Consider the following 19,989-nt stretch of genomic DNA (forward strand, 5'->3'; position numbering starts at 1 on the left):
AGGGCGGCCAGCTGCCCCGGAGTGGCCGCGAGCGCCGCCCGCGCCCCCTCGTACGCCGCCCGCGCCACGGCACCGCAGTCGCCCTCGGCCCCGGAGGCCGCGTCGGCGGCGGCCGAGGCAACGGTGAGGACCGTCCCCTCGACGGGGTGCGCGACCGCCTGCCGGGCCGAGTCGGCCGCCTGCCGGAGGGCCAGCCGCAGGCCTTTCCCGTCGGCGTGGGCGGTCTCGCCGGCGGCGGCAAGCACCTGCGCCATGCCCCGCAGGAGCTGCGCGAGGATCGTCCCGGAGTTCCCCCGGGCTCCGATGAGCGCGCCGTGCGCCATCGCGTGGACCGCGTCGGCGAGCGCCGGCCGGCCGGCCTCCCCGCTTCCGGAGGCGGCCTCATGCGCCACGAAGACCGCCTCGACCGCAACGGCCGCCGCCTCCACCGTCAGGTACAGATTGGTGCCGGTGTCCCCGTCCGCGACCGGATACACATTGATTGCGTCGATCTCCTCGCGCGACCGGCCGAGGGCCTCCAGCGCGAGTCCGCACCAGGCCCTCACCGCGAGGGCATCCAGTGTGTGCGGCACCTGCGGCACCTGCGCCTCCTTGATCAGCGAATGTGGGACGCAGCGTAGACCCAGGTCAGGTTTCCGCCGGAAGAGGCCCGGGGCAGGGCCCCGGCCAGCCATGGTAGTTTCGTTGTACGGAAGCAGTCGTTGTATGCTGCTCCGGTTGCCCGATCCACATCGGGCCTTCCCCTGGCACCGCCACTCAGATCGTAGATCCTGATCCCGGCATGCCGGGATCAACCGTAAGAGCATCTGAAGTCTTTGGAGTGACCCGTGGCTGCCAACTGCGACGTCTGCGGCAAGGGGCCGGGCTTCGGCAACAACATCTCGCACTCGCACCGCCGTACGCCCCGTCGCTGGAACCCGAACATCCAGCGCGTCCGTACCGTGGTGGGCGGGACGCCGAAGCGCGTGAACGCTTGCACCTCGTGCATCAAGGCCGGCAAGGTCTCGCGCTGACGCAACGCTAGCGCGCGGCCACTGCTTGGTCCGCTGCAAGGCCGGCCCACCTCAGGTGGGCCGGCTTTTTGCCGTGCTCGTTTCCGCCGCGAGGGCCGCTCATGTGGCCGGCGTCGCGGCCCTGGACCGCTTCACGACCTCCCGTGCCGGCCGCTCACGCCCTCGCCCTGAACCGCCACCCATGATCCACGGGCCCGATCCCGTCCCCCAGCGCGAACCCCTCGGCGATCGCCCCGGTCACGTACTCCTTGGCCGCGGCCACCGCCTCCGGCACGGCCTCCCCCTTCGCGAGCTGTGAGGCGATCGCGCTCGCGAGGGTGCAGCCCGTGCCGTGGGTGTGCCGGTTGTCGAGACGGGCGGCGCGCAGCCAGTGTTCGTCGGAGCCGTCCGTGAGCAGGTCGACGGCTTCACCGCTGAGGTGGCCGCCCTTGATGAGCGCCCACTTCGGGCCGTACGACAGCACCGCCGCCGCGGCCCGCCGCATCTCGTCCTCCGACTCGACGCGCACGCCTGTGAGTTGGGCGACCTCGTCGAGGTTCGGCGTGGCCACGGTGGCGACGGGCAGCAGCTTCGTCCGTACGGAATCCAGCGCGGACGCGGCCAGCAATGGGTCTCCGTGCTTGGAGACACCGACCGGATCGACGACGGCGGGCGCGTCCGTGCCCCCGATCAACTCGGCGACGGCCTCGACGAGTTCGGCCGAGGCGAGCATGCCCGTCTTGACCGCCTGGACGCCGATGTCGTCGACGACGCTGCGGTACTGGGCACGTACGGCCTCTACCGGTAGTTCCCAAGCGCCTTGTACGCCGAGCGAGTTCTGGGCCGTGACGGCTGTGAGCACGCTCATGCCGTGCACACCGAGCGCGAGCATCGTCTTCAGGTCGGCCTGGATCCCCGCCCCGCCGCCGGAGTCGGAACCGGCGACCGTCAGCACGCGTGGCGGAGCACCCGTCGTCATGACTCTATGTCCGAGAAGTGGTCCCAGCCGCCCTTACTGGTCCACGGCGCCCCGTCGACGGTCACCTGCGGCAGCGCCGACGGGTTGAGGACTTCGCCGATCACCTTCCAGCGTGCGGGCAGCTTCACGTCCGACGGGAAGGTCGCGACGATCGCGTGGTCCTCGCCGCCGGTGAGCACCCACTGGAGCGGGTCGACGCCGACCGCCTGCCCGATGTCGTTCATCTGGGAGGGGATGTCGACGGCACCGGAGCGGATGTCGATGCGCACCTTGCTGGCCTCGGCGATGTGCCCGAGGTCGGCGATCAGCCCGTCGCTGACGTCCGTCATCGAGGTAGCGCCGAGGCCGGCGGCCGCGGGACCCGCGTGGTACGGCGGTTCGGGGCGCCGGTGGGCCTCGACGAACGCGCGCGGCGAGCGGAAGCCGCGGGACAGCACCGCGTGCCCGGCCGCGGACCAGCCCAGCCAGCCCGTCACGGCGACGACGTCGCCGGGCTGGGCCCCGGCGCGGGTGACCGGCTCGTGGTTGCGCAGATCGCCGAGCGCGGTGATCGACACGGTGATGGTGTCACCGCGTACGACATCGCCGCCGACCACGGCCGCGCCCGCCACCTGGCACTCGTCGCGCAGGCCGTCCATCAGCTCGGAGGGCCAGGTGGCCGGGAGTTCGGCCGGGACCACAAGGCCGAGCAGCAGCGCGGTCGGTACGGCGCCCATGGCGGCGATGTCCGCGAGGTTCTGCGCGGCCGCCTTGCGCCCGACGTCGTACGCCGTCGACCAGTCGCGGCGGAAGTGCCGCCCCTCCAGGAGGATGTCGGTGCTCGCCACGACCCTGCGGTCGGGGGCGGCCACCACGGCAGCGTCGTCCCCCGGCCCGACGCGTACCGCCGGGGTGGTGGTGAGCCGTGAGGTGAGCTCCTTGATGAGCCCGAACTCCCCCAACTCGCCCACGGTGCCCTTCATCGTCGTACTTCTCCTTCTGTTACTGCCACTGCGCGGTCGCGAGCCGTCACTGACCTGGATACGGTCGTGTCGACCGTCAACTTGTGTCGTACGTGCACCCCGGCGCGCAAGCCCCGGCCTCCGCGGGTCTCCCCGCAGTGAGCAACGACGCGATACCGTGGCGTTCCTTTTCCCCACATGATCCTCGTGGCCGCCCTGGAGGTTCCGTGGTACAGGCGTACATCCTGATCCAGACGGAGGTCGGCAAAGCGTCGACCGTCGCCGAGACGATCAGCAAGATCCCTGGGGTCATCCAGGCCGAGGACGTGACGGGACCGTACGACGTCATCGTGCGGGCCCAAGCTGACACTGTGGATGAGCTCGGCCGCATGGTGGTCGCGAATGTCCAGCAAGTGGACGGCATCACGCGTACCCTTACCTGCCCGGTCGTGCACCTGTAGCCCCCGTCTACCCTTGGCCGGTGAGCTTCTTCCGTCACCGGCTTCTCGGTCTTCCCGCCCTTGCCCTGCTGATCGCCGCCATGGGCTGCTCCTCAGCAGACGACAGCGCCTCGACCGTGGTTCCCAGCCCGGACGCGAAGGTCACGAAGCTGTGCCAGAACCTGGACAAGCGGCTGCCGCAGAAGGTGGACGGCCTCGGTCGGAAGGATCCCGAGCCCCGGTCGACACTGACCGCGGGCTGGGGAAGCCCGGCGATCATACTGCGCTGCGGGGTCGAACGGCCCCCGAAGATGATCGACCCGAAGGTGGCCAAGGGCGCCGACCCGAAGGCGATCCCCGGCTTCGTGAACGGCGTCGGCTGGCTGATGGAGAAGCAGGACGAGGGGTCGACCCGCTTCACCACCGCACAGCGCCTCGTGTACGTCGAGGTGACGGTGCCCGAAGGGCGGGACACCTCCGGCATGCTCGTCGACCTGGCACCGGCCATCAAGAAGGCGATCCCCAAGGGGATCGCCGACTAGGTGTGCTGTCCGGACAGGTTGGTGACGCGGCTGGCAGCACACCTAGATCATCAAGCGGAACGCACTACCGCAGCCCGGTCGACCGCCTCAGCGCCGCCTGTACCAGGCGGTCCACCAGCTCCGGGTAGGGAATGCCGCTGGCCTCCCACATCTGCGGGTACATGGAGATCGGCGTGAAGCCGGGCATCGTGTTGATCTCGTTGATCACGAAGTTCCCGTCCTCGGTCAGGAAGAAGTCCGCGCGCACCAGGCCTTCGCAGGACGCGGCCTCGAAGGCCTCGACCGCGAGCCGCCGCACCTCGTCGGTCTGCTCCGGAGTCAGCGGGGCGGGCACGATGCCGGGCGTCGAGTCGATGTACTTCGCCTCGAAGTCGTAGTACGCGTGCGACTGCACCGGCGGGATCTCGGCCGGGACCGAGGCGCGCGGCCCGTCGTCGAACTCCAGGACTCCGCACTCGATCTCGCGACCGCGCAGCAGCGCCTCCACGATGATCTTCGGGTCGTGCTGCTGGGCCGCCTCGATCGCCTCGTCGAGGCCGCCCAGGTCGTCGACCTTGGTGATGCCGATCGACGAACCCGCGCGCGCGGGCTTCACGAAGAGCGGCCATCCGTGCTCGCCGGCGAAGTCGACGATCTTCTTGCGGGCCGCGGACTCGTCGAGCTGCCACTCGCGGGGGCGGATCACCATGTACGGGCCGACGGGCAGCCCGAAGGAGGTGAAGACCCGCTTCATGTACTCCTTGTCCTGGCCGACCGCCGAGGCGAGCACACCCGAGCCGACGTACGGGACGCCGGACAGCTCCAGGAGGCCCTGGAGGGTGCCGTCCTCGCCGTACGGGCCGTGCAGCATGGGGAAGACGACGTCGACTTCTCCGAGCACCTTCGGGACGGAACCGGGCTCGCTGTAGACGACTTCGCGGTTGGCCGGGTCGACCGGCAGGATCACCCCGCCCTCGTCCGATTCCGCGAGCTGCTCGACGTTCGGCGGCCGCCGGTCGACGATCGCCATCCGCTCCGGCTCGTCGGCGGTGAGCGCCCAACGGCCGTCCTGGGTGATGCCGATCGGCAGCACGTCGTACTTCGTACGGTCGATGGCACGCAGGACGGCCCCGGCGGTGACCACGGAGATCCCGTGTTCGGAGCTGCGGCCGCCGAACACGACGGCTACACGCGGCTTACGAGGCGGCTGCTCAGGGCTCTGGGGGAGGTTCTCGGTGCTCATATCGCGTTGAGAGTACCCGTTGGTAGTGCGGTGAGTCAGCGCCCCGCGGCGGAGGTTGCTCAGTGTCGCCGGGGCCGTCGCACAGCGTGGGTGATCAGTGGCGTCGTCGGCGTCAGTGGCGTTCCCGCTTGGCGCTGCGCGCCATCAGCTCCTTGAGGGCGACGACCGGCGGCTTGCCCTCGTGGACGATGCCGACGACCGTCTCCGTGATCGGCATGTCGACGCCGTGGCGGCGGGCCAGATCCAGCACGGACTCACAGGACTTGACTCCCTCGGCGGTCTGTTTGGTGACCGCGATGGTCTCCTCCAGCGTCATGCCCTTGCCGAGGTTGGTGCCGAAGGTGTGGTTGCGCGAGAGCGGCGAGGAGCAGGTGGCCACGAGGTCGCCCAGGCCCGCGAGTCCGGAGAACGTCAGCGGGTCGGCGCCCATGGCGAGTCCGAGCCGGGTGGTCTCCGCCAACCCGCGCGTGATGAGCGAGCCCTTGGCGTTGTCGCCGAGCCCCATGCCGTCCGCGATGCCGACGGCGAGACCGATCACGTTCTTGACGGCACCGCCGAGTTCGCAGCCGACCACGTCGGTGTTGGTGTACGGGCGGAAGTACGGGGTGTGGCTGGCGGCCTGGAGGCGCTGGGCCACCGTCTCGTCGCTGCACGCGACCACGGCGGCGGCCGGCATGCGGGCGGCGATCTCCCGTGCGAGATTGGGTCCGGTGACCACGGCGATGCGGTCCGCGCCGACCTTGGCGACGTCCCCGATGACCTCGCTCATCCGCATGGCCGAGCCGAGTTCGACGCCCTTCATGAGGGATACGAGGACGGTGCCGGGGGCGAGCAGCGGCGCCCACTCGGCGAGGTTCCCGCGCAGCGTCTGCGAGGGAACCGCGAGCACCGTGAAGTCGGCGTCACGCGCCGCCTCGGCCGCGTCCGTGGTGGCCCGCAGGTTCTCGGGAAGTTCGATGCCCGGCAGGTAGTCGGGGTTCGTATGCGTGGAGTTGACCGCTTCGGCGAGTTCGGCCCGCCGCCCCCACAGGGTCACGTCGCACCCGGCGTCGGCGAGCACCATGCCGAAGGCCGTGCCCCATGATCCGGTCCCGAAGACGGCCGCCTTGACGGGCGCACCGGATGTCGTCACTTGCCGTGCCCCTCTTCCTGTTCTGCCTTCTGTTGCACGTGCTGTTCCGCATGCTGTTCCGTCTTGCCCTGCACGCGCGTCCTACGCCGCTGCTCGATGCGCACCTGCCGCGGGTCGAACGGCGTCGTCGGCGCCTTCTCGCCGCGGATCACCTCCAGCTGCGCGGTGATCGCGGCCATGATGACCTCGGTCGCCTCCTTCAGGAGGTCCGGTGTCATCTCCTTGTCGTAGAAGCGCGACAGGTCGACCGGCGGGCCCGCCAGGACGTGGTGCGTCTTTCGCGGAAGAAGATCGGGCTTCTTGGCGTACGGCGGCAGCAACAGGTTGGCGCCCCACTGAGCGACCGGAATCACCGGGCACTTGGTCTGCAGCGCCACGCGCGCGGCGCCGGTCTTGCCCGTCATCGGCCACAGGTCGGGGTCACGGGTGAGGGTGGCCTCGGGATAGAACGCGACGCACTCCCCGCGCTCCACGGCGTCGATCGCGGCCCGGTAGGCACTCAGCGCGTCCGTGCTCTCGCGATAGACGGGGATCTGCCCTGTGCCGCGCATGGCGGCCCCCACGAAGCCCTTCTTGAAAAGCCCGCTCTTGGCCAGGAATCGCGGAACGCGGCCCGTGTTGTACTGAAAGTGCGCGTACGCGAACGGATCCACATGGGAATTGTGGTTCACCGCGGTGATAAATCCACCCTCAGCAGGAATGTTCTCCATTCCGCGCCAGTCCCGCTTGATCAGAACCACCAGCGGCGGTTTGCAGAGGACCGCTGCGAAGCGGTACCAGAAGCCGATTCTGCGGCGGGGCACGCCGACACCTTCCTTCCAGGGCCTGGGGGGCCGCACAAGTGTCGCGCCAGGCCGCCTGTCTGTCGAGGACACCGTACGCCCGCCCGTCTCGCACGGCCGTGTTCGCAGGGAGCCGTAGGCAGCCGGCCCCCTCCCCCGGCGAAGTCACCGTCACCGTCCCCAGGTGACAATGGGCGCGACAAGGGAGGGACGGAGCGCTCGTGCAGTGGACCTTGGTCATACCCCTGAAAGCCCTGGCGCGGGCGAAGAGCAGGCTCTCGGACACCGCCGACGACGGTCTGCGCCCCGGGCTCGCCCTCGCCTTCGCCCAGGACACCGTGGCCGCCGCGCTCACCTGCGCCGCGGTCCGCGATGTGGCGGTCGTCACGGACGATGTGCTGGCCGGGCGCGAGCTGGCCGCGCTGGGCGCCCGGATCGTGCCGGACGAGCCGGCAGGCGGCCTGAACGCCGCTCTGACGCACGCGGCGTCGGTCGTACGCACCAGAAGCCCCGAAAGCCCTCTGGCGGCCCTGAACGCCGATCTGCCCGCGCTGCGCCCCCTGGAATTGACCCGCGTCCTCGATGCGGCCGCCGCATTCCCCCGAGCTTTTCTCCCTGATGCCGCCGGAACCGGCACGACTCTGTTGGCCGCGGCCGCGGGCCGGGAATTGCTCCCCGCATTCGGCACCGATTCCCGCATCCGTCACCGCGCATCGGGGGCCGTGGAGATCACTCTCGGCGCGGTGGATTCCGTACGCCAGGACGTGGACACCGGCGACGATCTGCGGGCGGCGCTCACCCTCGGCGTGGGCCCGCGCACCGCCGCGGCGGTCGCGGCTCTGAAGGCCGCTTGAGCACGCACGTCGCGCCGAACGCGGGAAACGCCTTCCGGCACCTTGTGCGGCGGGCTTCGACCGCAGGACCTGGGGCCTGTCCGGCGGCGGAGCGTCGGCGACTGACGACAACGCCGCAGATATGCGTGCCAGCCCCCGCGGCCCCCGGCGTGATCCGCACAGGCCCTAGGCTTCCTCCCATGCAGGCGACCGCGTACACATACGACCCCGACACCCGTAGCGGGCAGGTGCTGCTCGACGACGGCACTCCGGTGCCCTTCGACGCCCCGGCGTTCGACGCGGGCGGGCTCAGGCTGCTGCGCCCGGGGCAGCGGGTGCGGATCGAGACGGAGGGCGAGGGCGAAGCGCGCCGCATCACCCTGGTGACGCTGCAGACCCTCTGAACGTGGGCGGAAAACGCCGCTGAGCACACCGCGGGCCGGGCTCCCAGGAAGGAGCCCGGCCCGGCGCGTGAATTCCCTTGCCCAGCGACCCTGCTCAGCCGCGGGCGGCGGTCTTCTTGGCGGTGGTCTTGCGCCCCGTCGACTTCTTGGCCGGGGCCTTCTTGGCGGGGGCCTTCTTGGCGGCCGCCTTCTTGGTGGTGGTCTTCTTGGCCGCGGCCTTCTTGGCGGCCGCCGTCGTCTTCTTGGCGGGCGCCTTCTTCGCCGTGGTCTTCTTGGCGGTGACCTTCTTCGCGGTGACCTTCTTGGCGGGCGCCTTCTTCGCCGCCGCCTTCTTCGCCGTCGTCTTCTTGGCCGCGGCCTTCCTGACCGTGGCGGCAGCACCGCCGGTCAGGCTGCCCTTGGGCGCCTTCTTGACGGCGACCTCGCCACCGCGGGGGAGCCTCTTCGAGCCGCTCACCAGGTCCTTGAAGCCCTGACCCGCGCGGAACCGCGGCACGGAGGTCTTCTTGACCCGAACACGTTCGCCGGTCTGCGGGTTGCGGGCGTAACGGGCCGGACGGTCCACCTTCTCGAAGGATCCGAAGCCGGTGACCGAGACCCTCTCCCCGCCGACAACTGCACGGACGATCGCGTCCAGTACGGCGTCAACCGCGTCCGCGGCCTGCTGACGCCCGCCGACCTTGTCGGCAATCGTTTCTACGAGCTGCGCCTTGTTCACGTCTTCCCCTTCGGAGACATTGCCCGAACGAATGCGTTCAAGCTTTTTCGCACGTTAGGCAGATATATACCGCAAATCAAACACGAAACGGGCTAATCACCCTTGTGCCGCAACGAACTCGGACTGTCGCGGAGTTCTCAGAGGTCCTCTTCGGGGAATCGCCCCTCGTCGAGGTCCGCGGTGAACCGCTCCAGACGCCTTGTCGCATCGGCGAGATCGTGCTTGGCCACGGCCGTAATGACCAGCAGCTTCCGGGTCAGCGCCATCCGTACGCCCTCCGGGACTTGCAGTGCGCGCACCCTTGCGTGCGCTTCCTTGAGTTGGGACGCGACTGCCGTATAGAGCGCGAGTTGGCCGTCGTGTTCCATGCACAGATTGTGCCATCTGGGGCGAGTTGTCGCCTGCGCAGGGGGTAACTACCACCTCCCAGGCGCCTCTCGCACACCTCCTCACAGGACTGTGACAAGGCTCGACTACCCCAACAAACCCCCTTGAAACAAGGCCAGTTGAAGCCAATTGTGGAGACGCGATCAGACCGTCCGGAGGCGCACACAGAAGTACCCCCAACCGTCCACGATTGGGGGTACTGAGGCCTGTTGCGATGGCTGGAATCAGCCTTGCGTGGCTCGGGCCGTTCAGGTCTGAAGGGTCCGCGGCTTGAAGACGGGCCGCGTGGACTCGTACGCGGCGATGTCCGGCTCGTTCTGCAGCGTGATGCTGATGTCGTCGAGGCCGTTCAGCAGCCGCCAGCGGGAGTTCTCGTCGAGCTCGAAGGAGGCGGTGATGCCCTCGGCGCGCACCTCACGGGCCTCAAGGTCAACAGTGACCTCAGCCTGCGCGTCCTTCTCGGTGAGCTCCCACAGCGCGTCCACGATCTTCTGCTCCAGAACCACCGTGAGCAGGCCGTTCTTGAGCGAGTTGCCGCGGAAGATATCCGCGAAACGGGACGAGATGACGGCCTTGAAGCCGAAGTTCTGCAGCGCCCACACGGCGTGCTCGCGCGAGGAGCCCGTACCGAAGTCGGGACCGGCGACGAGGACCGTCGCCCCCTGCCGCTCGGGCTGATTGAGGATGAAGGACGAGTCCTTGCGCCAGGCCTCGAACAGCCCGTCCTCGAAACCGTCCCGGGTGACCTTCTTGAGCCAGTGGGCGGGGATGATCTGGTCGGTGTCGACGTTGCTGCGGCGCAGCGGGACGGCCCGTCCGGTGTGCGTGGTGAATGCTTCCATGGCCATGGTTCTCAGACTCCAGCGGGCGTACGGGCGGCAGGCGCGTCGGACAGATCGGCCGGCGAGGCCAGGTGGCCGAGCACGGCGGTGGCGGCGGCGACCTGCGGCGAGACCAGGTGCGTACGGCCGCCCTTGCCCTGCCTGCCTTCGAAGTTGCGGTTGGAGGTGGACGCGGAGCGCTCACCGGGGGCCAGCTGGTCGGGGTTCATGCCCAGACACATCGAGCAGCCCGCGTGCCGCCATTCGGCGCCGGCCTCCTTGAAGACGACGTCCAGGCCCTCCTCCACGGCCTGCAGCCCCACGCGCGCGGAGCCGGGAACGACCAGCATCCGTACGCCGTCGGCGACTTTGCGGCCCTCGACGATCGCCGCGGCGGCCCGCAGGTCCTCGATACGGCCGTTGGTGCAGGAACCTACGAAGACGGTGTCCACCTTGATGTCGCGCAGCGGCTGTCCGGCGGTCAACCCCATGTATTCCAGGGCCTTTTCGGCGGCGAAGCGCTCCGAAGCGTCCTCGTACGAAGCCGGATCGGGGACGGACGCCGAAAGCGGCGCGCCCTGACCGGGGTTGGTGCCCCAGGTGACGAACGGCGCGAGGGTGGCTCCATCGATGACGACCTCGGCGTCGAAGACCGCGTCCTCGTCCGTCCTCAGCGTCTTCCAGTACGCGACGGCGGCGTCCCAGTCCTCACCCTGCGGGGCGTGGGCACGGCCCTTGATGTACTCGAAGGTGGTCTCGTCGGGCGCGATCATGCCCGCGCGTGCACCGGCCTCGATGGACATGTTGCAGATGGTCATCCGGGCCTCCATCGAGAGCTTCTCGATGGCCGGGCCGCGGTATTCCAGGATGTAGCCCTGGCCGCCGCCGGTGCCGATCTTCGCGATGATCGCGAGGATCAGGTCCTTGGCCGTGACGTCGTCCGCCAGTTCGCCCTCGACCGTGATCGCCATGGTCTTCGGCCGGGCCAGCGGCAGCGTCTGGGTGGCCAGCACATGCTCGACCTGCGAGGTGCCGATGCCGAACGCCAGAGCGCCGAAGGCGCCGTGCGTGGAGGTGTGCGAGTCGCCGCAGACCACGGTCATACCGGGCTGCGTCAGGCCCAGCTGCGGCCCCACGACGTGGACGACGCCCTGCTCGACGTCGCCGAGCGGGTGCAGACGTACGCCGAAGTCGGCGCAGTTCTTGCGCAGCGTCTCCAGCTGGGCGCGCGAGACCGGGTCGGCGATGGGCTTGTCGATGTCGAGGGTGGGGGTGTTGTGGTCCTCGGTCGCGATGGTGAGGTCGAGGCGGCGCACGGGGCGCCCCGCCTGGCGGAGGCCGTCGAAGGCCTGCGGGCTCGTCACCTCGTGCAGCAGGTGCAGATCGATGAAGAGAAGGTCGGGCTCGCCCTCCGCGCGCCGGACGACATGGTCGTCCCAGACCTTCTCCGCGAGTGTCCTACCCATCGCTTTCCCTCCGGCCGGCCTGTCCGGCGCCGGCCCAACTAGAGATTTCGGGATGGCCACGTCCGTTCCCCCTCGTACCGGACGTCTGCCGCCGGGCCCGATGGTCTGCGGGCCGTTGTACGTACAGGGTGGCGCGTTCCACGGAAAATTGAACTTGCGTTTCACAGAGTGAGACGCGAGTATCGTTGCATGGACAACAGTAGTGGCGTCGGCGTTCTGGACAAGGCAGCCCTTGTCCTGAGCGCTCTGGAGTCCGGTCCGGCCACCCTCGCGGGCCTGGTCGCGGCGACCGGACTGGCACGGCCCACGGCACACCGTCTCGCCGTGGCACTCGAGCACCACCGCATGGTGGCGCGGGACATGCAGGGCCGCTTCATTCTGGGCCCGCGCCTGGCCGAACTCGCCGCGGCGGCGGGTGAGGACCGGCTGCTCGCCACGGCGGGTCCGGTGCTCACACATCTGCGGGACGTCACGGGCGAGAGCGCGCAGCTCTACCGCCGCCAGGGAGACATGCGCATCTGTGTCGCCGCGGCCGAGCGGCTGTCCGGTCTGCGTGACACGGTGCCGGTGGGCTCGACGCTCACGATGAAGGCGGGCTCCTCGGCCCAGATCCTGATGGCCTGGGAGGAGCCGGAGCGGCTGCACCGCGGCCTCCAGGGCGCCCGCTTCACGGCGACGGCACTGTCGGGCGTACGCCGCCGGGGCTGGGCCCAGTCGATCGGCGAGCGCGAGCCGGGCGTCGCGTCGGTCTCCGCCCCCGTACGCGGCCCGTCGAACCGCGTGGTGGCCGCCGTCTCGGTCTCCGGACCGATCGAGCGCCTCACGCGCCACCCGGGCCGGATGCACGCACAGGCCGTGATCGACGCCGCCACGCGGCTGTCCGAAGCCCTGCGCCGCTCCAGCTGACCGCTCGGCCCGTGCCTCCCCCGATCCTCCCCCGGTCTGCTCCCGCCCAGCCCGACCGCTCAGAGCGACGGACCAATGACGCCACGTCGCTCATGAGGTGGGCCTCCGCCGCAGGGTGCAGCATGGAAGTACCGGCGATCAGGAGGTGCATGATCATGGCTGAGTTCATGGACGTTCACCGCGGGATGAAGGGGATCACCAGCGACCAGCTGCGAGAATCCCACCGCGCGGACCTGGCCATCGAGGCCGAGGAGCAGGTGCACTTCAAGCAGGCCTGGGCAGATCCCGAGTCCGGCGTTGTCTACTGCCTGTCGGAGGCGCCTTCGGCCGAGGCGGTGCGACGCATTCACCAGCGCGCCGGCCACCCGGCGGACGAGATCCACCCGGTGCCACTCACGGCCTGACGCCGTCCCGGCGCACAGATGCGCTGCGCGGTTCCGCATACGCCGAAGGGGCCCTCCTGGTAAGGAGGGCCCCTTCGCATGACGTACCCCCGACCGGATTCGAACCGGCGCTACCGCCTTGAGAGGGCGGCGTGCTAGGCCGCTACACAACGGGGGCGAGGATCTTGCGTTTCCGCAGATCCGAGCTGGTCTACCAGGACTCGAACCTAGACTAACTGAACCAGAATCAGTCGTGCTGCCAATTACACCATAGACCAATGCGGTTGAGACCAGCTCGTACCCCCGACCGGATTCGAACCGGCGCTACCGCCTTGAGAGGGCGGCGTGCTAGGCCGCTACACAACGGGGGCCCTAGCGATCCTGCATGAGAGTCAGTGGGTGCGACCCGGACTGTCCCCCTGGGAAGGATCTGTACCCCCGACCGGATTCGAACCGGCGCTACTGCCTTGAGAGGGCAGCGTGCTAGGCCGCTACACAACGGGGGCTTTGCAGATGAGCTCTGCGAGCTGGCCTACCAGGACTCGAACCTAGACTAACTGAACCAGAATCAGTCGTGCTGCCAATTACACCATAGGCCACTGGAACGCAAGCCCCCTCAGGGGTTTTGTTCTAGCTTGCGCCTCCGGCTCCGGCCTTTCGGCCCGCTTCCGGCGGCGCAGGAAGAACATTACCCGAAGGTGGACGGCGCTCCAAAACGGGTATCGGCCCGGAGGAGCGCGGGGAGTTCGGCCAGCGAGGCGATACGGCGCAGGCCGGCGGGCGGATCGGGGACGGCGTCCACGTCCCCGTTCACCTCCGTGTCCGCGTCTGCGCCGGCGCGGTCGATCCAGATCGAGAGGAGCCCGGCGTCGGCCGCGCCCTGTCCGTCGATCTCCGGGTGATCACCGACGTACGCGACCTGGTGCGGGGACAGCTCCAGGGCGTCGCAGGCCGCGTGGAAGGCCTGCGCGTCCGGCTTGGAGACGCCGAGCTCGACGGCGCACAGGACCGCCTCGAAGCGGTCGCGTACGCCGAGGACGCGGAGCTTGCGGTCCTGGACGTGGAGGCTGGAGTTGGACAGCACGGCGTGTCGGTGGCTGGCGGCGAGGGTGTCGAGCGCGGGCAGCACGTCCGGGAAGAGCCCCCAAGCGGCCTCGTAGTGGTCCAGGTACCGCCGGAACCACGTGTCGGCCTCCGCGTCGGTCAGTTCCTCCCCCAGGAAGACCCGCACCCGGTCCCGCCGCTGCCCCTCGAAGTCGGTCTCCCCCTCCGCGAACCTGGCCCACTGCAGTTCGGTGACCTCCCGCCACCGCACGAGGGCCATCTCCACCGTCCCGTACCGGTCGAGCAACCCCTCGGCCACGAGATGCTCCCGCATTCCGGCCCGGTCCGCCGCCGTGTAATCGAAGATCGTGTCGTCTACGTCCCAGACCACGGCTCGGATACTCATGATCCGAAGGTAGCGCCCGTCCGGTGACCGCGTCTGCCTACCGCGAGACATCGACCGCCCTGATCGACGAGAACGACGCCTGGGGCGGAGCGCTGTGCGCTCCGCCCCAGGCACTACGCCCTCCGCGCTACGCGCTACGCGGTCAGCTTCGCCAGGGCCGCGTCGATGCGGGAGAGGGTCTTCTCCCTGCCCAGGACCTCCAGGGACTCGAACAGGGGGAGGCCAACCGTGCGGCCGGTGACGGCGACGCGGACCGGGGCCTGGGCCTTGCCGAGCTTGAGGCCGTGCTCCTCGCCGGCCGCGAGGACGGCGCTCTTCAGCGACTCCGCGCTGGTCCAGTCCGCGGTCTCCAGCTTCGCGCGGGCCGTGCGCAGCAGCGCGTCCGAGCCCTCCTTCATCGCCTTGTTCCAGGACGCCTCGTCCTCGGCCGGCTCGTTCAGGAACAGGAAGTCGACGTTCTGCGTGATGTCGGACAGGACCGTCAGGCGGGTCTGGGCGTACGGGGCGATCGCCTCCCACTTGGTCTGGTCGAAGTCCTCCGGCGCCCACGGCGCGTGCGGGGCCTTCAGCCACGGCCCGCAGGCCTCGGCGAACGCCTTCACGTCCAGCCGCCTGATGTGGTCGGCGTTGATCGCCTCGCACTTCTTCAGGTCGAAGCGGGCCGGATTCGGGACGACGTCCTTGATGTCGAAGGCGGCGACCATCTCGTCGATCGAGAAGACGTCCTGGTCCGCGGAGAGCGACCAGCCCAGCAGGGAGAGGTAGTTGAGCAGGCCCTCCGGAAGGAAACCGCGCTCCCTGTAGAGGTTCAGCGAGGACTGCGGGTCCCGCTTGGAGAGCTTCTTGTTGCCCTCGCCCATCACGTACGGCAGGTGCCCGAAGGCGGGCACGGACTTCGCGACGCCCAGCTCGATCAGCGCCTTGTAGAGGGCGATCTGCCGCGGGGTCGACGACAACAGGTCCTCGCCACGCAGCACGTGCGTGATCTCCATCAGGGCGTCGTCGACCGGGTTGACCAGCGTGTACAGGGGCGCCCCGTTGGCTCGTACGATCCCGTAGTCCGGAACGTTCTCCGGGGTGAACGTCAGCTCGCCGCGGACCAGGTCCGTGAAGGTGATCGCCTCGTCGGGCATACGGAAGCGGACGATGGGCTCCCGGTCCTCGGTCCGGTACGTGGCGATCTGCTCGTCGGTGAGCGCCCGGCAGTGACCGTCGTAGCCGGAGGGCTTGCCGGCCGCGCGGGCCGCCTCGCGGCGGGCGTCGAGTTCCGTCGCCGAGCAGTAGCAGTAGTACGCGTAGCCGCCGTCCAGGAGCTTGCGCGCCACGTCCTTGTAGAGGTCCATGCGCTGCGACTGGCGGTAGGGAGCGTGCGGGCCGCCGATCTCAGGGCCCTCGTCCCAGTCGAAGCCGAGCCAGCGCATCGAGTCGAGGAGCTGCTCGTACGACTCCTCGGAGTCGCGGGCGGCGTCGGTGTCCTCGATGCGGAAGACCAGGGTGCCGCCGTGGTGGCGGGCGAACGCCCAGTTGAACAGGGCGGTGCGGACCAGCCCCACATGGGGGTTGCCGGTCGGCGAGGGACAGAAACGTACGCGGACGTTCGCGTTAGCCACGCTTGATCACCTTGTTGGTGAGAGTGCCGATGCCTTCGATGGAGACGGCGACCTCGTCGCCGACGCCGAGCGGGCCGACCCCTGCCGGGGTGCCCGTGAGGATCACGTCGCCGGGGAGCAGCGTCATGGCCTCGGTGATGTTCACGATCAGATCCTCGATGGGGTGGATCATCTCGCTGGTGCGGCCCAGCTGTCGCTGTCGGCCGTTGACCGTGCACTGGATCGTGATGCCCTCGGCGATCGCGGCGAGGTCCAGGCCGGTCTCCACCCAGGGGCCGAGCGGGCAGGAGGAGTCGAAGCCCTTGGCCCTCGCCCACTGCTTCTCGCGCCTCTGGACGTCGCGCGCGGTGACGTCGTTGGCGCAGGTGTAGCCGAAGATGACGTCTTTGACCCGCTCGCGCGGGACCTCGCGGCACATACGGCCGATGACCACGGCCAGCTCGGCCTCGTGGTGCAGCTCCTCCGAGAAGGAGGGGTAGGCGATCTCGTCGCCGTGGCCGATCACCGAGGTGGACGGCTTGAAGAAGGCGAACGGGGCGTCGGGCACCTCGTTGCCGAGTTCCTTCGCGTGCTCCGCGTAGTTGCGGCCGAAGGCCACGACCTTGTTCGGCAGCACCGGCGGCAGCAGCCGGACCTTGCTCAGCGGGACCTTCGTACCGGAGAGTTCGAAGTCCGCGAACGGGATGCCCTTGATGATGTCGAGGACGAGCCCGTCGGTCGATCCAGGAGGGCCCTCGCCCTCGACCGCGCCGAACGCGACGTTGCCGTCGATGGAGAACCTGGCGATGCGCACGGGATCCTTGCGCCCCTCACTGAGCTGGCTGAAGTTTTGACGCTCCAGGCTAACGCGGCAGGAGGGCGCGACCTCGCGCGATTCCGCCCGGGGGACCGTGGGATGCTTGATCCGCGTCGTGGACCGCCGCTCCGACCGCTACTCCGCGGAGACGGCCGGGACTACTCCGCGGAGACGGCCGCGACCGGGACGTCCATGAGGACGGTGCGCCGGGGGTTGGCGGTCTGGGCGGGGAGCTCAACGGCGTGCTCCTGCTGCTCGTGCTGCCGCTCCGTCCGCAGTTCGCCGGCGTCCTCGAGGTCGACCAGCGTGGTGCGTCGCGGATTGGCGGTGTTGCGGAGCATCATCGTCGTCTTCATCTGCGGTTTCGGACCCTGTCGGTACGGGCGCGGAGCGCGGCCGGAAGCCGTCACGCGAGCGCGGGTTGTCGAATTAGCTGTCTCTGTAAAGCATCAGGCTAAACATTCAATCCGCCTGGAAAGTTGTGAAGAGGTCATGATCGCCGTGTGAGTTTGCTCACCAACTGCCAGCCAAAAAGGGGCAATTCAGACGGTCGGTGCGCCTCACCGAAACGGACATTGCCCCACTGAAGCCCTTATTCCGCTCCCGATCACGGTGACTGGGGCACGCCTCGCTCGCAAGCGGGTCGATGGGATACGTCCGTTATGTACGAGATCACAGTGCACGTCTCGTAACTCGGCCCTCACAACCTGTCACGGAGGTCACAGCATGACCTGCGGGCCTTGTTGGAGATCCTGCACTGTGCTGGAATTCCACGAACCGCCGCGGAACAGAACCGGCGCGCAGGGGGCGCAACGCGCCGCCGAGTGGCGGCGGAAGGGGGAGCCAGCGCCGGTCACCCACGACCGACAAAGGCGCATTGCGCCTGTACGACGCCGACACCGTCCCACCGTCATGCGGAGGGACGCCTGGTCCAGAGGTTGCGACGCTAGTGCAGGGACGTTTCAAGAGGGATGGCAGCGCTTCGGCGGAGCCGGAGTCGCAGGGCGGGACCGACCGCGGCTCCTCGCCCCAGCACGCCCAGAACCCGGGACCGGCACAGTCCGGCAATGGCGGTGATCGCGGCTCGCGCCCCCGCGTGACGGCGGGCGGCGCTCCTGCCGGTACGCCTGCCGCGCCGAAGGCGAAGAGTTCCAGCAGCCCCGGCTCCCGAATAGCGCTGCGCAACTGGCGCATCTCGACCCGTCTGGTCTCGCTGCTCGCGCTGCCCGTGGTGGCCGCGACCTCGCTGGGCGCACTGCGCATCAGCGACTCCATGGACGACATCCAGCAGCTCGACAACATGAAGCTGCTGACCGACATGACCAAGCAGGCGACCGAGCTCGCCGCGGCGCTCCAGGAGGAGCGGGACAAGTCGGCCGGTCCCCTCGCGAACGGTGCCAAGACGAGTGACTTCACCGTCAAGGGCGTACGGGAGAAGACGGACCGCGCACGTGCCGCCTTCATGGAGGGCACCCACGACATCGACGCCGCGGCCGGCGAGAAGAACCTCGACGGCGTCCGCGACAATGTCGTCGCCATCGCGACCGAGCTGGGCAAGCTCAGCAGCATCCGCGACGACGCCTACACGGACACGGACAACACGACCCAGACGGTCGACGCGTACCACCGGCTCATCGACCAGTTGCTCGGCCTCTCGCAGGACATGGCCGAGGCGACCAGCAACCCGGAGATGATCCAGCGCACCCGCGCCCTGGCGGCGTTCTCCTCCGCCAAGGAGTACGCGTCCATCCAGCGCGCCGTCATCGCCGCGGCCCTGCCCGCGACCGACAAGACGTTCGGCGAGCTCTCGGAGAACGACCGCAAGTACGCGGCCTCGGCGCTGGACAGCCAGGAGTCCGAGCTCACCAGCTTCGCCAGCATCTACGACGGCAACGCCGAGGCGCTGACGAAGCCCATCGACGACGGCAGCCCGACCATCGAGGCCGCCGACACCTACGCCGAGCGCGTGCTCGAGCGTCAGGACGGCCTGCAGCTGCGTGACAAGCGCTCGTACCTGGACTGGATCGACGCCGACTCGACCAAGATCCAGGAAATGTCCAAGATCGAGCTCACGCTGCTCAACCAGATGGAGCAGAAGGCCCGTGAGCTGCGCAACGAGTCCGAGCGCGAAGCGATCATCTCCGGTGCGCTGATCCTGCTCGTGCTCGGTGTCTCGCTCGTCGGCGCCTTCGTGGTGGCCCGGTCCATGATCCGCTCGCTGCGCCGCCTCCAGGACACCGCGACCAAGGTCGCCCAGGACCGGCTGCCCGAGCTCGTCAAGCAGCTGTCCGAGTCCGACCCGCAGGACGTCGACACCTCCGTCCAGTCGGTCGGTGTGCACTCCAAGGACGAGATCGGCCAGGTGGCCGCGGCCTTCGACGACGTGCACCGCGAGGCGGTCCGCCTCGCCGCCGAGCAGGCCCTGCTGCGGGGCAACGTCAACGCGATGTTCACCAACCTCTCGCGCCGCTCCCAGGGTCTGATCCAGCGCCAGCTGTCGCTGATCTCCGAGCTGGAGTCCCGCGAGGCCGACCCGGACCAGCTGTCCTCGCTGTTCAAGCTCGACCACCTCGCGACCCGCATGCGCCGTAACGGCGAGAACCTCCTCGTTCTCGCCGGTGAAGAGCCGGGCCGCCGCTGGACCCGCCCCGTCCCGCTCGTCGACGTCCTTCGTGCAGCCGCCTCCGAGGTGGAGCAGTACGAGCGCATCGAGCTGGCCGCGGTCCCGACCACCGAGGTCGCCGGCCGGGTCGTCAACGACCTCGTGCACCTGCTCGCCGAGCTGCTGGAGAACGCCACGTCGTTCTCCTCACCGCAGACGAAGGTCAAGGTCACCGGTCACGCGCTGCCCGACGGCCGCGTACTGATCGAGATCCACGACACCGGTATCGGCCTGTCTCCCGAGGACCTCGCGTCGATCAACGAGCGACTCGCCTCGCCGCCCACCGTGGACGTCTCGGTCTCGCGCCGCATGGGTCTGTTCGTGGTCGGCCGCCTTTCGCAGCGCCACGGCATCCGCATCCAGCTGCGTCCCTCCGACTCCGGTGGTACGACCGCGCTGGTCATGCTCCCCGTCGATGTCGCCCAGGGCGGCAAGCAGGCCCCGGGCAAGCCGGGCCAGGGCGCGGTCTCGGGCGGTCCGGCCGCCGCGCAGGCCGCGGCCGGTGTCGCGGCGGCCCGCCGTG

Annotated in this window: 22 protein-coding genes and 5 tRNA genes; 8 read left to right on the forward strand and 19 right to left on the reverse strand. The window is 69.3% G+C overall.

Going from position 1 to position 19,989, the window contains the following annotated elements; all coding sequences use genetic code 11:
• Positions 1–581, reverse strand: a 581-nt coding sequence (locus FE633_RS44935) for a DAK2 domain-containing protein (RefSeq protein WP_138050934.1), incomplete at its 3' end; no start/stop codon positions are given.
• A 246-nt stretch (positions 582–827) separates the two neighbouring features.
• Here FE633_RS44935 and rpmB point away from each other — a divergent pair.
• Positions 828–1,013: a 50S ribosomal protein L28 gene (rpmB, locus tag FE633_RS44940; protein WP_004924906.1), complete on the forward strand. Its 186-nt coding sequence runs from the start codon at positions 828–830 to the stop codon at positions 1,011–1,013.
• 154 nt (positions 1,014–1,167) lie between these two features.
• Here the strand turns inward: rpmB and thiD are convergent, their stop codons facing one another.
• Positions 1,168–1,971 (reverse strand): bifunctional hydroxymethylpyrimidine kinase/phosphomethylpyrimidine kinase, encoded by an 804-nt coding sequence (gene thiD, locus FE633_RS44945; protein WP_138050935.1) that lies wholly within the window; start codon positions 1,969–1,971, stop codon positions 1,168–1,170.
• Positions 1,968–2,933 (reverse strand): thiamine-phosphate kinase, encoded by a 966-nt coding sequence (locus FE633_RS44950; RefSeq protein ID WP_119099580.1) that lies wholly within the window; start codon positions 2,931–2,933, stop codon positions 1,968–1,970. Before FE633_RS44950 ends, thiD begins: the two co-directional genes overlap by 4 nt.
• 206 nt (positions 2,934–3,139) lie before the next feature.
• Between FE633_RS44950 and FE633_RS44955 the strand changes: the two genes are divergently transcribed.
• Both FE633_RS44955 and FE633_RS44960 read left to right on the forward strand, forming a co-directional pair.
• On the forward strand, positions 3,140–3,373 hold the full coding sequence (locus tag FE633_RS44955) for an Lrp/AsnC family transcriptional regulator (protein ID WP_138050936.1): 234 nt from the start codon (positions 3,140–3,142) through the stop codon (positions 3,371–3,373).
• A 20-nt stretch (positions 3,374–3,393) separates the two neighbouring features.
• On the forward strand, positions 3,394–3,894 hold the full coding sequence (locus tag FE633_RS44960; protein WP_138050937.1) for a DUF3515 domain-containing protein: 501 nt from the start codon (positions 3,394–3,396) through the stop codon (positions 3,892–3,894).
• 64 nt (positions 3,895–3,958) lie between these two features.
• Here the strand turns inward: FE633_RS44960 and FE633_RS44965 are convergent, their stop codons facing one another.
• The 3 genes from FE633_RS44965 to FE633_RS44975 form a co-directional block, all read right to left on the reverse strand.
• Positions 3,959–5,116, reverse strand: a complete 1,158-nt coding sequence (locus FE633_RS44965; protein WP_138050938.1) for a D-alanine--D-alanine ligase family protein — start codon at positions 5,114–5,116, stop codon at positions 3,959–3,961.
• A 112-nt stretch (positions 5,117–5,228) separates the two neighbouring features.
• Positions 5,229–6,248: an NAD(P)H-dependent glycerol-3-phosphate dehydrogenase gene (locus FE633_RS44970; protein WP_138050939.1), complete on the reverse strand. Its 1,020-nt coding sequence runs from the start codon at positions 6,246–6,248 to the stop codon at positions 5,229–5,231.
• Positions 6,245–7,051 carry a lysophospholipid acyltransferase family protein gene (locus FE633_RS44975; RefSeq protein ID WP_138050952.1) on the reverse strand — a complete coding sequence of 269 codons (807 nt, stop codon included), beginning with the start codon at positions 7,049–7,051 and terminating at the stop codon, positions 6,245–6,247. Before FE633_RS44975 ends, FE633_RS44970 begins: the two co-directional genes overlap by 4 nt.
• A gap of 200 nt (positions 7,052–7,251) precedes the next feature.
• Here FE633_RS44975 and cofC point away from each other — a divergent pair, with 200 nt between their 5' ends.
• Both cofC and FE633_RS44985 read left to right on the forward strand, forming a co-directional pair.
• Positions 7,252–7,884: a 2-phospho-L-lactate guanylyltransferase gene (gene cofC / locus FE633_RS44980; RefSeq protein ID WP_138050940.1), complete on the forward strand. Its 633-nt coding sequence runs from the start codon at positions 7,252–7,254 to the stop codon at positions 7,882–7,884.
• Positions 7,885–8,063: 179 nt separating this feature from the next.
• Positions 8,064–8,267 carry a hypothetical protein gene (locus FE633_RS44985; RefSeq protein ID WP_138050941.1) on the forward strand — a complete coding sequence of 68 codons (204 nt, stop codon included), beginning with the start codon at positions 8,064–8,066 and terminating at the stop codon, positions 8,265–8,267.
• Positions 8,268–8,361: 94 nt separating this feature from the next.
• On the opposite strand, the gene FE633_RS44990 is transcribed toward FE633_RS44985, so the two are convergent.
• The 4 genes from FE633_RS44990 to leuC all read right to left on the reverse strand — a co-directional run bounded on the left by FE633_RS44990 (position 8,362) and on the right by leuC (position 11,659).
• Positions 8,362–8,985, reverse strand: a complete 624-nt coding sequence (locus FE633_RS44990) for an HU family DNA-binding protein (RefSeq protein WP_138050942.1) — start codon at positions 8,983–8,985, stop codon at positions 8,362–8,364.
• 137 nt (positions 8,986–9,122) lie between these two features.
• Complete coding sequence (locus tag FE633_RS44995; protein WP_119099589.1) at positions 9,123–9,353, reverse strand: SCO5555 family protein; 231 nt, start codon at positions 9,351–9,353, stop codon at positions 9,123–9,125.
• A 267-nt stretch (positions 9,354–9,620) separates the two neighbouring features.
• Positions 9,621–10,214: a 3-isopropylmalate dehydratase small subunit gene (gene leuD, locus FE633_RS45000; protein WP_119099596.1), complete on the reverse strand. Its 594-nt coding sequence runs from the start codon at positions 10,212–10,214 to the stop codon at positions 9,621–9,623.
• An 11-nt stretch (positions 10,215–10,225) separates the two neighbouring features.
• On the reverse strand, positions 10,226–11,659 hold the full coding sequence (leuC, locus tag FE633_RS45005; RefSeq protein ID WP_138050943.1) for a 3-isopropylmalate dehydratase large subunit: 1,434 nt from the start codon (positions 11,657–11,659) through the stop codon (positions 10,226–10,228).
• Positions 11,660–11,848: 189 nt separating this feature from the next.
• Between leuC and ndgR the strand changes: the two genes are divergently transcribed.
• A complete protein-coding gene (gene ndgR, locus FE633_RS45010) occupies positions 11,849–12,565 on the forward strand; it encodes an IclR family transcriptional regulator NdgR (protein ID WP_138050944.1) in 717 nt (238 codons plus the stop codon).
• A 155-nt stretch (positions 12,566–12,720) separates the two neighbouring features.
• Positions 12,721–12,969, forward strand: a complete 249-nt coding sequence (locus tag FE633_RS45020) for an SCO4226 family nickel-binding protein (RefSeq protein ID WP_138050946.1) — start codon at positions 12,721–12,723, stop codon at positions 12,967–12,969.
• An 84-nt stretch (positions 12,970–13,053) separates the two neighbouring features.
• On the opposite strand, the gene FE633_RS45025 is transcribed toward FE633_RS45020, so the two are convergent.
• From FE633_RS45025 to FE633_RS45065, 9 genes are all read right to left on the reverse strand, one after another.
• Positions 13,054–13,126, reverse strand: a tRNA-Glu gene (locus FE633_RS45025).
• 28 nt (positions 13,127–13,154) lie between these two features.
• Positions 13,155–13,226, reverse strand: a tRNA-Gln gene (locus FE633_RS45030).
• Between the two features lie 20 nt (positions 13,227–13,246).
• A tRNA-Glu gene (locus FE633_RS45035) sits at positions 13,247–13,319 on the reverse strand.
• Between the two features lie 62 nt (positions 13,320–13,381).
• A tRNA-Glu gene (locus FE633_RS45040) sits at positions 13,382–13,454 on the reverse strand.
• A gap of 21 nt (positions 13,455–13,475) precedes the next feature.
• Positions 13,476–13,547 (reverse strand) — tRNA-Gln (locus FE633_RS45045).
• 89 nt (positions 13,548–13,636) lie between these two features.
• A complete protein-coding gene (locus FE633_RS45050; RefSeq protein ID WP_138050947.1) occupies positions 13,637–14,398 on the reverse strand; it encodes an HAD family hydrolase in 762 nt (253 codons plus the stop codon).
• 134 nt (positions 14,399–14,532) lie between these two features.
• Entirely contained in the window at positions 14,533–16,008 is a 1,476-nt protein-coding gene (gene gltX, locus FE633_RS45055; protein ID WP_138050948.1) for a glutamate--tRNA ligase, read from the reverse strand.
• Positions 16,001–16,801 (reverse strand): fumarylacetoacetate hydrolase family protein, encoded by an 801-nt coding sequence (locus FE633_RS45060; RefSeq protein ID WP_138050949.1) that lies wholly within the window; start codon positions 16,799–16,801, stop codon positions 16,001–16,003. The genes gltX and FE633_RS45060 overlap by 8 nt, the downstream gene beginning before the upstream one ends.
• Before the next feature lie 161 nt (positions 16,802–16,962).
• On the reverse strand, positions 16,963–17,160 hold the full coding sequence (locus tag FE633_RS45065) for a hypothetical protein (RefSeq protein WP_138050950.1): 198 nt from the start codon (positions 17,158–17,160) through the stop codon (positions 16,963–16,965).
• 593 nt (positions 17,161–17,753) lie between these two features.
• On the opposite strand from FE633_RS45065, the gene FE633_RS45070 reads away from it, so the two are divergent.
• A partial coding sequence (locus tag FE633_RS45070; RefSeq protein WP_138050951.1) for a sensor histidine kinase occupies positions 17,754–19,989 on the forward strand: 2,236 nt, incomplete at its 3' end.

The organism is Streptomyces montanus, from assembly GCF_005786655.1.
Classification (GTDB): Bacteria; Actinomycetota; Actinomycetes; order Streptomycetales; family Streptomycetaceae; genus Streptomyces; species Streptomyces sporangiiformans.